Here is an 11,998-nt window from a genome sequence, read left to right as displayed (position 1 = left end):
AGAGAGAAGGTCTACGAAGTCCGACGACAGCCGATTGGTTTATCCCGTACGGATTCCTGACACAAGCCGTGAAATTCATCTCGGCCGAATACGACTCTACCGGGGCCGGCGTGGATGCCGAGTTAGCCGTCTGGGATCGACTCAAGGGGTGTTTCACGGCAGACGATATCGGCGTCTGTTACTATCGCTATCCGATCGTCGATCAGCAGAACGACGACCTCGACCGAGAGGCCGACTTCGTTCTGCTGCACAGGCGATACGGGCTCGCCGTCATCGAGTGCAAGGGGTATCAAATCGACCACATCGAGGCGATCGAGGGCGCCCGATGGTCGCTGAACGGAACGACACAGGATCACGCGGCACCGTACTCGCAGGCGCGGGACCAGGGGTTCCGTATTCGGTCTCCGATGATGCGCGAACCGTCGCTGGCCGACGAACGCGGCAACTGTCATATCGCGATGACGCCGATCGTCGCGCTCCCGAATATCACTCGCGAGGAGTGGGAGGAGCGCGGGTTCAGCGACGGGCCATCCGCACCGCGCGTGATTCTGCGAGATGACCTCACGGCGTCGTCGCTCCGCGAAGTCTTCGAATCGTTACCCGGCGACACCGAACTGACGACGGAGCAGTATGCCGACGCTCGAGCGGTGCTCGGCGGTGGCCAGGCGATCAGTAATGATCGGGGACCGGTGCTCTCCGAGGAAGACACGAAGGCGGGGCTGTACGAGACAGTCGAGAAGGGATTGAAACGATTCGACGAGCGCCAGGAGGAGATCGGCATTCAGATCCCTGACGGGCCACAGCAGATCCGCGGCATCGCTGGCTCGGGAAAGACCGCCCTCCTCGCACGGAAGGCCGCGGCCATGCACGCTAACCACCCCGACTGGCGGATCGCGATCACGTTCAACACTCGAAGTCTCTATCAGACGATCCAAAACTCCGTCGAGCGGTTCTACGCCGACTTCGGCGGCGGCGAACCCGACTGGGAGCGCCTCGAGGTACTGCACGGATGGGGTGGAAAGAGCGAACACGGAATGTACTACAAGATCGCACAGGATGCGGGCGTCACGCCCCACCACGTCGGCTCCGCTCAGGACGAGTTCGGCGACGGCGGTCCGGGGGAGTTACTCGAGGCCTGCTGTCAGCAACTCGTGGACGACGCACCGATTCAGGAGCGCTACGACGCGATACTCATCGACGAGGCACAGGACATGGAGCCGGCGTTCTACGAGATGTGTTACGAGGCGTTGAAGCCGCCGAAGCGACTGATCTGGGCCTACGACGAGGCACAGAACCTCACGAGTCTGTCGGCGCCGAGTCCGAAACATATCTTCGGGACGGACGACGAGGGGGAGCCGGCAGTCGATCTGCGCAGTTCCTACCCCGGTGGGATCCAGAAGAGCCACATCATGCGCAAGTCCTACCGGACCCCGCGCTCGGTGCTAATGCTGGCACACGTCTTCGGAATGGGTCTCACGAGCGACCGCGGTGCCGTGCAGGCGATTACGACTCAAGACGGCTGGGAGGATATCGGCTACGAGGTGCTCGAGGGGGACTTCCGACGAACGGGTGAACCGGTGTCGATCCGTCGACCGACGGAGCACTCGCCTCATCCGTTATCCGATAATCCCGAGGCGAAACCGTTCGTCGGATTCGATTCGTTCGAGGAGAAAGCCGACGAACTGGTAGCCGTCGCTGATGCGATCGCCTGGGACGTGCAAGACCACGGTCTCGATCCCGAGGACGTCCTCGCGATTCCGCTCGGACCGATCCGCAACATTCGATCGATCGGCAGACGACTGGCCGACCTTCTCGCGGAACGGTCGCTCGACGCAAATCTGGTCTGGAACGGCAACAAGAGCGTCTTCGCGAAACAGGACGAAGTGACGATTTCCGGAGTCAATCGCGCGAAGGGCAACGAAGCGGCGTCCGTCTACCTGCTGAATCTCGAGTACCTCGAGGACCCGTACTGGCACGATAACCGCGTCAGTCCCCGAAACGAGGCGTTCGTGGGGATGACCCGGACTCGAGCGTGGTGTCAGATGACAGGAACCGGTGACAAAAACGGCGTCTTCAACGAACTCGAGCGACTCGTCGAGAGCGTCACCGACGAGAATCCGGTACTGACGTTTCCCGCTCCGGAGCCGACGGATCTCGAGAACGAGATCGGTAGCGACGAGACGATCGCCACGACTATTGACCAGTTCTGACGGACCGACACACCATCAGAAGGTTTTTAGCCCGCTCGAGACAATTCGCATCCACGATGGTAGGTGTCCGCTTTACAGGGGCTTACGCCCGCTTCTAACCCACACCTACCGCCGGCTGCGTCGGAATCGACCCGCAGCCGAGCGGCCACGGCGGACGCCCGACCGAACTTCTCACCGAAGTTCCCAGACCAGCGACAGCCACAGCACTACCCACAGTCACACTACCCATGTCAGAATCAGATTCCCAGTCACAGGAACGGATAACGGTCGTACTGCCCGACGGCTCCGAACTCGAGGTCGCGTCCGACGCGACGGTCGAGGACTGCGCCTACGAGATCGGCCCCGGTCTCGGCCGCGACACGGTCGCCGGCAAACTCGACGGCGAACTCGTCGCCAAGGAGGAACCCGTCTACGACGGCGTCGAACTCGAAATCGTCACCGACGGCTCCGAGGAGTACCTCGAGGTCATGCGCCACTCCGCGGCCCACTGCCTCGCTCAGGCCGTCGAGCGTCTGTACGACGAGGACGAGGTCAAACTCGCGATCGGCCCGCCGACGGACGAGGGCTTCTACTACGACTTCGATAACCTCGACGTCGACGAGGAGGACCTCGCGGAACTCGAGGACGAAATCGAGGAGATCATCGCCGAGGACTACGAGATCGAGCGCGAGGACGTCTCGATCGAGGAGGCCGAACAGCGCCTCGAGGGCGAGCCCTACAAGCTCGAGTTGCTCGAGGAGTTCGCCGACGAGAACGACACCGTCTCCTTCTACAAACAGGGCGAGTGGGAGGACCTCTGTGCCGGCCCGCACGTCGACTCGACGGGCGAAATCGGCGTCGTCGAACTGCTCGAGATCGCGGGCGCCTACTGGCGCGGCGACGAGGAGAACACGATGCAGACGCGCATCTACGGGACGGCCTTCGAGGACGAGAGCGACCTCGAGGACTTCCTCGAGCGCAAGCAGGAAGCCGAGAAGCGCGACCACCGCCGGATCGGCAACGAGATGAACCTGTTCTCGATCCAGGACGTCACGGGCCCCGGACTGCCGCTGTATCACCCGCCGGGCAAGACGGTCCTGAAGGAGCTCGAGGACTTCGTCGAGGACCTCAACACGGACGCGGGCTACGACTACGTCGAGACGCCCCACGTCTTCAAGACGGATCTCTGGCACCGCTCGGGCCACTACGAGAACTACCAGGACGACATGTTCATCTTCGACGTCGGCGACGACGAGTTCGGTCTGAAGCCGATGAACTGTCCCGGCCACGCCGCCATCTTCCAGGACCAGTCCTGGAGCTACCGCGACCTCCCGATCCGGTACGCCGAGAACGGGAAGGTCTACCGCAAGGAACAGCGCGGCGAACTCTCGGGGCTCTCGCGAGTCTGGGCGTTCACGATCGACGACGGCCACCTGTTCATCCGGCCCGACCAGATCAGACAGGAGGTCGAGGAGATCATGGACATGATCACCGACGTCCTCGAGACGTTCGACCTCGAGTACGAGATGGCCCTCGCGACGCGCCCCGAGAAGTCGGTCGGCTCCGACGAGATCTGGGACCGCGCCGAGGAGCAACTCGAGAACGTCCTCGAGAACCGCGCCCACGACTACGAGGTCGAAGAGGGCGACGGCGCGTTCTACGGGCCGAAGATCGACTTCGCGTTCGAGGACGCCATCGGCCGCTCGTGGGACGGCCCGACGGTCCAACTGGACTTCAACATGCCCGAGCGGTTCGACCTCAACTACGTCGGCGAGGACAACGAGGAACACCGCCCGGTCATGATCCACCGCGCGCTGTACGGCAGCTACGAGCGGTTCTTCATGATGCTCATCGAGCACTACGAGGGTCGGTTCCCGCTGTGGCTCGCGCCCGAGCAGGTCCGCGTGCTGCCCATCTCGGACGACAACCTCGGCTACGCCCACCGGGTCGCCAACGAGTTCGACGACTTCCGCGTCGAGGTCGACGGCCGCGACTCCACGCTCGAGCGCAAGATCCGCGCGGCCCACGACGATCGGGTCCCCTACCAGATCATCGTCGGCGACAACGAGGAGGAGGACGGCAACATCTCGGTTCGGGACCGCTTCGAGGACCAGGAGTACGACGTCGAAATCGAGGACTTCAAGCAGCACCTCGAGGACGAAATCGAGGAACAGCGGACGCAGCCGGACTTCCTGCAGGACTGATCGCGGTCACCCGCCGTCGCCGACCGCCGTTTCGTCTGCCCGATTCCCGACGAGTGCGCGAACGGTCCGTCTCCCCACGAACCGCGGCACGCGCTCGGAGTACCGCTCGTACTCTGCGCCGTACCGCTCGCGAAGCCACGGCTCCTCGGCGAACGGCAGCGAGAGCCACCAGCCGAGGTAGATCGCGCAGACGACGGCCACCAGCGTCGAGTTCGCCACCAGCGCGAAGCCGACGGTCGCGACGACGTAGCCGACGTACTGGGGATTCCTCGAGTAGCGATACCAGCCGCCGGTTCGCAGGTCGCCGGCCAATCCCTTCGTTTCCTCGACGCCGAGGTCCAGGCCGGCCGCGATGGCGACGGCGTAGCCGCCGACGAACAGCGCGGCGCCCGCGGCCAGCGACGGGACCCGCGGCAGGCCGAGACTGTTCCAACTGAGGTACGTGAGCGCGAGCACGACGACGTTGAGCGAGTGCGAGATGCCCCAGTGGACGTAGTAGGTCCAGTCTCGCTCGCCCGGCGGCCAGTACGAGACCAGCCCCAACGCGCTGGCGACGATTCCCGTGAAGTTCGCGAGCGCGAGGCCGACACCCGCGACGAAGACGGCACTCGTCAGCGCGTCGGTCATCGGTGCATCACCGCCGCCATCGACGGCTCGAGCGTCTGCATCCGTACTGGATCGACTGTCGACAGCTGTCCGGGATCGATCGTCATATCTTCACGTCGGCCGGCGATCGCGCTGTCGCTTCTCACGGACACACTAGGGGATTTATATGTAGCCCGGTGCTGTCGTGAACCCACCGCCGATGAAGTACCTCGACGTTCGGCTCCGTCAGCCCGACCGGATGCTTCACCCGATGCAGCGGTTCATCCGCGAGGAGGACGCCGTCCGCTACGAGGAACTGCGCACGTGGAACATCCTCGGCCCCGAGGGCGACCGCGAGTACGAACTGTTCTACGCCGAAGCCGACCGCGAGGCGTACGAGGCGGCGATCGAGGCCGTCGACTCGGTCCGCTGGTACGATCTCACGCCGATCGACGAGGACTCCTTTTACGTCTACATCTGTCAGGAGACCCGCGAGGAAGACGTCCGCTGGCGCCAGTCGTTCGCCGCGCTCGATCTCGTTGTCGTCCCGCCCGTGATCTACGACTCCGAGGCCGCGTTCTACATGACCGTCGTCGGCGCCGGCGAGGACCTGCGGGCGATGCTCGAGGGGCTCCCCGACGAGATCGACGTCACCGTTCGCGCGATCGGGGAGTACGACCGCCGGCACGCGCCGCTGACCGGTGGGCTCACCGAGCGCCAGCTCGAGGCCGTTGCGGCCGCGGTCGCGGTCGGCTACTACGCGGTTCCGCGCGAGGCGGGGCTCGAGGCCGTCGCCGAGCGGCTGAACTGTGCCGCGAGCACGGCCGGAACGCTCCTCCAAAAGGCGCAGGCGCGGGTGATGCAGCGACTCGTCCGACAGCGCGGGCGGGGTTTCCTCGGGGACGAGACGAACGCGACCGCCCTCGATGCGGGGAAATAGAAGTGACCCGGCCGATTCGGCCGATTCGCGGCCGCTGATCACGGACGTGGCTATCTCGACGCGGAATCCGATCGAAACCCCCATACTTGCGGAATCGTGCATATCCGATATGAACAGAGCCGAGAAGGCAGCCCTGCAGTTACGGGCCGTCGACGTGTTGCGGATGCTGAAGGAGACCCGGACTTACGACGAACTCGCCGAGACGACGGGACTGCCGGCGGGCGACCTCAATCGGTACGTCAACGGGCACGTGCTGCCGGGAACCGAGCGCGCACGCCAGGTCGTCGAGGACCTCGGCCGCGAGGCGCTGGCCGGCGAACTCGAGGCCCGCATCCGGGTCGACGACGAGGGCTACGTCGACAACAGCGCGGCGGTCTTCGACCAGTCGTTTCTCGACCTCGTCGCGCCCGTCGTGGCCAACGCGTTCGACTTCGATCGGCCCGACGTCGTCCTCACCGCGGCGACCGACGGGATCACGCTCGCCGCCTCGCTCGCGAGCTACTACGGGACGCGCTGTGCCTACGCGAAGAAGAGCAAGGAGACCGCCGTCGAGGAGTTCATCGAGGCCCGCGAGCGCCTCCAGTCGGGGATCGAACTCACCTACTACCTGCCCGAATCGGCCATCGACGCCGGCGAGTCGGTGCTGGTCGTCGACGACCTCATCCGCTCGGGCGAGACCCAGGAACTCCTACTGGACATCGTCGACACCGCCGACGCCGACGTCGCCGGCGTCTTCGCGCTCATCGCGGCCGGCGAGGACGGCATCCAGCGGGCCCGGAGCCACACCGACGCGCCCGTCGACGCCCTCACGACGGTTTGAGCGATCCGACGGCCGTCTCGAGTCGTTCCGTTCATCGATCGCTCGCCGCGTTCGCCGGTCGCTGACCGCGTTCCGCGCGTTCATCGCTGACTGCGTTCCGTTCGGTCGTCGTTGACCGATGAGTCTCCCACCGGGGAAACCGTGCGAACCATTGCCACATGATTAATCATTAGGTTTATTGTGCTCCCGCCAGTTTGTGGTGGTACGACCATGACGAAGACAGTCATCCTCGGCGTGATCGGCTCCGACGCCCACGTCGTCGGGATCACCATCCTGGAGCAAGCGTTCGAGGCCGCGGGGTTCGACGTCGTCAACCTCGGGGTCCAGACCTCCCAGACGGAGTTCGTCGACGCCGCGGCCGAACACGACGCCGCGGCGGTACTCGTCTCCTCGCTCTACGGTCACGCCAAACAGGACTGTCAGGGCTTCCACGGCGAACTCGCCGACGCCGACCTCGAGGACGTCACGACCTACATCGGCGGCAATCTCGCCGTCGGTCAGGACGACTTCGAGGAGACCCGCGCGTTCTTCCGCGAACTCGGGTTCGACCGCGTCTTCGACTCCGAGACCGACCCCGAGGACGCGATCGAGGCGCTGCGGGCCGACCTGGATATGCGGTCCGCGGAGTCCGAGCGGGAGAGCCAGACCGTCTCCGCCTGAACCGATCCACCGGGCGCCGTTTTCGCCGTTCGCTACGCTACGGAGCGCCCGCTGTTGCGGTCGCTCATACTGAGATATCAGGACTCGAGCCGTTGCTCCCCCGACCGCTCAGCGGACGATCGTCACCGGAACGGGCGAGCGGCGAGCCACCTTCTCGGCGACGCTGCCCAGCAGGATCCGGCTCGCGCCCGTGCGGCCGTGGCTCCCGATCGCGATGTGGTCGACGTCGTGTTCGGCGGCGTAGTCGACGATCGATCGCGAGATCCCGCCGACGACGTGGTCCGTCTCGATCTCGACGCCGTGGTCGGCGGCCTGTTCGCGCGCCGACTCGAGGATCGCCTCCGCCCGGTCCTGGTGGTGTTCCTGGAGTTCGTCGTAGTTCGCCACGGCGCCGCCTTCGATGCCGGTCGCGGCGTAGAAATCGCCCGGGTCGAGGACGTGCAGCGCCGTGATGCGGGCGTCGGGATACTCTTCGCAGGCGAACTCGAGGGCTTCGCTCGACTGGTTCGAGTCGTCGACGGGAACGAGAACGTGTGCGACCATGACCGCTAGTACGCCGCCCCTCGAAATAAACGTCGGGCCGGCGACGGGACGGAAGCGGCGCCTACGGCGACGCGACGCGTTCGATCGCCCCCCGAATGCGCTCCTGGTCGGGCCGGTACGCCTCCTCGCGGCCCGGCAGCGGCACCGGGACGTCGTAGCCGGCGACGCGCTCAATCGGTGCCTCGAGGTGCCAGACCGCCTCGTCAGAGATGCGGGCCGCGACCTCGGCGCCGAACCCGCCCGAGCGCGGCGCTTCGTGGACGACGACGCACCGGCCGGTCTTCCGGACCGACTCGCGGACCGTCTCGGTGTCCATCGGGCTGATCGTCCGCAGGTCGATCACGTCGGCCGACGCCTCGCTCTCCTCGAGGGCGCCTTCGACCTCCCGGACCATCGCGCCCCAGGTGACGACCGTGACGTCGGTGCCCTCCTCGACGACGCGGGCCTCGCCGAGCGGAGTCACGTGATCGGCGGGCACGGGCCGCCGAGCCGCCCGGTACAGCGGCATCGGTTCGAAGAACAGGACGGGATCGGGACTGCGGATCGCCGACCGGAGCAGTCCGGCGGCGTCCCGCGCGGTCGAGGGAATCACGGTCTTGAGACCGGGGATGTGCGCGTAGCCGGCCTCGTAGCTCTCGGAGTGGTGCTCTAGGGCCTTCACGCCCAGCCCGTACGGCGCGCGGATCACCATGGGGCAGGTGAGTTTCCCGCGCGAGCGACTGCGCAGGCGCGAGACGTGCTGGTGGATCTGGTCGAACGCCTGGAAGGTGAAGCCGGCGAACTGGATCTCCGCGACGGGTCGGTAGCCCGCGGCCGCGAGGCCGACGCCCAGTCCGACGATGCCGGCCTCCGCGACCGGTGCGTCGTGGACGCGGCCGGGGAACGCGTCGAGTAGCCCCTGGGTCGCCCGGAAGACGCCGCCGTCGACGCCGACGTCCTGCCCGTAGACGACCACGTCCTCGTCGCGGTCCAGTTCCGCGTGCAGGGTCTCGCGGATCGCCTCGACCATGTTCAGCCGATCGACCCCCTCCGTGACGCCCGAGTCGGTCGCCGTCCCGCCGTCGCCGCGGGCCCCCTCCGCCGCTCGAGGCGGCGCGATCTCGCCGTCGGCGCCGCCGGTGAACGCCTCCCGCTGGCGCTCGAGGTAGTCGGGGAGTTCCGCGTAGGCGGTGTCGAACATGTCGACCGGGTCGGCGTTCGCTTTGGTCTCGCGGGCCGCCTCGAGGGCGTCCTCGAGTTCGGTCTCGATCTCGTCCTCGATCGCCGAGACCGTTTCGTCGTCGAGGACGCCCCGGTCGCGGAGGTACCGCTCGAAGCGCAGGATCGGGTCCAGCGGCTCCCACTCCTCCTCTTCCTCGGTGGTGCGGTAGACGGAGGGGTCGTCCGCGGTGGTGTGCATCTCCCGCCGGTAGGTCGTCGCCTCGATCAGCGTCGGGACGCCTCGCAGGGCGCGCTCCCTGGCCTCCTTCGTGACCGCGTAGACGCCCAGCACGTCGTTGCCGTCGACCTGGATCGGTTCGATGCCCGCGGCGACGGCCTTCTGGGCGAGCGTCGCGGCCCGCGTCTGTTTCTCCAGCGGCGTCGAGATGGCGTACTGGTTGTTCTGACAGCAGAAGATCGTCTGGGCCTCGTAGACCCCCGCCAGGTTCATCGCCTCGTAGACCTCGCCCTCGCTGGTCGCACCGTCGCCGAAGTAGGTCAGGGCGACCCGGTCGCTGTCGGTCATCGCCTGGGCCCAGCCGATCCCCGCGGCGTGGAGCGGCTGGGACCCCACCGCGATGGCCGGCGGCATGATCGGCACGTCGTCGGGCGGTTCGCCGCCCTCCTCGAGCCCCATCGCGTACTCGAAGACCCCCTGCGGCGAGAGCCCGCGGGCCAGCGCCGAGGGGTGCTCGCGGAAGGCCGGCACCGTCCAGTCGTCGTCGGCCAGCGCGGCGGTGCTGCCGACCTGCGCGGCCTCCTGGCCCGTCGCCGGCGCGAAGGTTCCCAGTTCGCCCCGGCGCTGGAGGGCGATCGTCCGCTCGTCGAGGCGCCGGGAGAGCTTCATCGTCCGATACCACTCGCGCAACCGCTCCCCCTCGAGGTCCGGCTCCATGGACTCGTCGACGCGGCCGTCCTGATCGAGAATCTGGACGCGATCGATCGAGAAGTCGGCGACCGTCGATCGTGGCATACGGGCGGTACGACGGACGGCCACTTAGTGCTCGAGTCGGCTATCGCACGCTCCGCGGCGCTCGAGGCGGCCATCGCGCTCCGCGCCGATCGCCGGACGCTCTCGGACCGTCCGAACCGACTACCGCCGGCGACTCATCGACGTGCTCGGAGCTCCCGTAAGGTTGGGTTTCCAATATCTTTTTATTACCTATTATATTACTTGGATAATAGATGCTTCAGGCATTCGTGAAAGACAATGACTGAGGACAATTCCACGGAGCGAGCGACTCGGCGGACGGTACTCAGGAGCGTCGGCACCGGTATCGCCGGTTCGGTCGCGTTCTCCGGAACCGGCGCGGCCTTCGACGGCGAGTCCGTCGGCGAGGCGCTCGAGGGCGTATTCGAGGCCGGCGGCGCCTTCGTCGACGACGCGCTCGATCCCGAGAGCGACGCCCTCCAGGAGGTCGTGATCGTCTTCGAGGACACCGAGCACGTCGTTCGCCTCGAGGAACTCGACGTCGAGTTCGCGATCGGCTTCGACACCCTCCCCGTCGGCTACGCCAAACTCCCGGGGTCGCTGGTCGAGACCGTCGCCGACTGGGAGCCGGTGCGGTACGTCTCTTCGAACTACGAACTGGAGTTCCACAACGACGACGCCCGCGAGGACACGAACGCGGACGCCGTGCAGGCCGGTGCGGGTCTCGAGACGCCATACACCGGCGAGAACGTCCACGTCGCGGTCATCGATTCGGGAATCGGCGGCGGACACCCCGATTTGCGGCCGAACCTCGAGGCGAACTATCAGTACGTAGGGATTCCGGGAATTCAAGACGAACCCCTCTGGTGGCACGACGTCGACACCGCCGATACGGACCTAAACGGCCACGGCACTCACTGTGCGGGAAGCATCGGCGGAACCGGGTCGGAGAGCGACGGCGAGTACGCGGGAATGGCCCCCGACGTCGATCTGACGATGTACTCGACGAGCGCGGGTCCGGCGATCGCGTTCACCGTCGCCGCGTACGACGATCTGATCCGCCGACAGCGGGCGGGCGATCACGATATTCAGATCGTCTCGAACTCGTACGGCTCGGGGCAGGTCGGCCGTCCCTTCCTCCCCGACGATCCCCTCAACGTCGCGACGTGGCACGCTCACGAAGAGGGGATCCTCTCGGTCTTCGCGGCGGGTAACGACGGCCCCGATACGGGAACGCTGAACCAGCACGCGAAGGCGCCGCACGTTCTGGGGGTCGGAGCGACCGACGCCGAGGGAGCGGTCGCGGACTTCTCGTCGCGCGGTCGCCCGCAGGACGGCTCGTACGACGAGGACAATTACGACCGCGCGGCGGCCTACGAGAACCTCGCCGCGTTTCACGACGGCGTCCCCGCGGACGAGATCGACGGCCCGCTGGGGATCTACCGCAACGGCGTCGTCGCCAAAGGTGACGCCGTAATGAGTACGCTCGATCGGTTCGACCTCATTAACGTGCTTCAACCGGACGACGAACGCTACTACGGGCCCGCGTCCGGGACCAGCATGTCCTGTCCCGTCACCGCCGGTTGTGCGGCCTTAGTCTACGACGCCGCCATCGAGCGCAACGGCGACGCGCCCGCCCCGATGGACGTGCTCGCGACGCTCGAGGCGACCGCCGACGAGCGGCGACACGAATCGTACACCGCGGAGTCCGTCGGAGCGGGATACGTCGACGTTCAGGCGGCCGTCGAACGCGCCGAAGCGGGCGAGTTCGCGACGGGCGACGAAATAGACGTCGCGCCGAGCGGCGCTCAGCGGTGAGACGGCGGTGTCGATAGGCGGGGACGCAGTCGCTCGTCGATTCGCGTGGCCGTCGCTCGCGAGGCGAGTCGCAGAAAAATCGAGGTTCGGATCGTCGAAACCGACCGG

The 11,998-nt window shown here is 66.5% G+C and carries 9 protein-coding genes; 6 read left to right on the top strand and 3 right to left on the bottom strand.

The window, feature by feature from the left end; translation table 11 throughout:
• The first annotated feature begins 68 nt into the window (after positions 1-68).
• Positions 69-2,210: an NERD domain-containing protein gene (locus tag HTZ84_RS01720; RefSeq protein WP_174679099.1), complete on the top strand. Its 2,142-nt coding sequence runs from the start codon at positions 69-71 to the stop codon at positions 2,208-2,210.
• A gap of 227 nt (positions 2,211-2,437) precedes the next feature.
• Complete coding sequence (thrS, locus tag HTZ84_RS01715; RefSeq protein WP_174679098.1) at positions 2,438-4,393, top strand: threonine--tRNA ligase; 1,956 nt, start codon at positions 2,438-2,440, stop codon at positions 4,391-4,393.
• Between the two features lie 6 nt (positions 4,394-4,399).
• On the opposite strand, the gene HTZ84_RS01710 is transcribed toward thrS, so the two are convergent.
• Positions 4,400-5,020: a methyltransferase family protein gene (locus tag HTZ84_RS01710; protein WP_174679097.1), complete on the bottom strand. Its 621-nt coding sequence runs from the start codon at positions 5,018-5,020 to the stop codon at positions 4,400-4,402.
• 178 nt (positions 5,021-5,198) lie between these two features.
• Between HTZ84_RS01710 and HTZ84_RS01705 the strand changes: the two genes are divergently transcribed.
• The 3 genes from HTZ84_RS01705 to glmS all read left to right on the top strand — a co-directional run bounded on the left by HTZ84_RS01705 (position 5,199) and on the right by glmS (position 7,398).
• The gene (locus HTZ84_RS01705; RefSeq protein WP_174679096.1) at positions 5,199-5,918 is read left to right on the top strand and encodes a helix-turn-helix domain-containing protein; all 720 of its coding nucleotides are present in this window, start codon (positions 5,199-5,201) and stop codon (positions 5,916-5,918) included.
• Positions 5,919-6,027: 109 nt separating this feature from the next.
• Complete coding sequence (locus HTZ84_RS01700; RefSeq protein WP_174679095.1) at positions 6,028-6,738, top strand: phosphoribosyltransferase family protein; 711 nt, start codon at positions 6,028-6,030, stop codon at positions 6,736-6,738.
• Positions 6,739-6,948: 210 nt separating this feature from the next.
• Positions 6,949-7,398, top strand: coding sequence for a methylaspartate mutase subunit S (gene glmS, locus HTZ84_RS01695; protein WP_174679094.1), 450 nt, complete (start codon positions 6,949-6,951; stop codon positions 7,396-7,398).
• 108 nt (positions 7,399-7,506) lie between these two features.
• Here the strand turns inward: glmS and HTZ84_RS01690 are convergent, their stop codons facing one another.
• Both HTZ84_RS01690 and pdhA read right to left on the bottom strand, forming a co-directional pair.
• Entirely contained in the window at positions 7,507-7,941 is a 435-nt protein-coding gene (locus HTZ84_RS01690; protein ID WP_174679093.1) for a universal stress protein, read from the bottom strand.
• 61 nt (positions 7,942-8,002) lie between these two features.
• Positions 8,003-10,114 (bottom strand): pyruvate dehydrogenase (acetyl-transferring) E1 component subunit alpha, encoded by a 2,112-nt coding sequence (gene pdhA / locus HTZ84_RS01685; protein ID WP_174679092.1) that lies wholly within the window; start codon positions 10,112-10,114, stop codon positions 8,003-8,005.
• A 237-nt stretch (positions 10,115-10,351) separates the two neighbouring features.
• On the opposite strand from pdhA, the gene HTZ84_RS01680 reads away from it, so the two are divergent.
• Entirely contained in the window at positions 10,352-11,890 is a 1,539-nt protein-coding gene (locus HTZ84_RS01680) for a S8 family peptidase (protein ID WP_174679091.1), read from the top strand.
• Positions 11,891-11,998: the final 108 nt, after the last annotated feature.

The organism is Haloterrigena gelatinilytica (assembly GCF_013342145.1).
In the GTDB taxonomy this organism is placed as follows: Archaea; Halobacteriota; Halobacteria; order Halobacteriales; family Natrialbaceae; genus Haloterrigena; species Haloterrigena gelatinilytica.
Note: the sequence above shows the minus strand (reverse complement) of the source record. Positions and strands in the feature narration are given on the sequence as shown.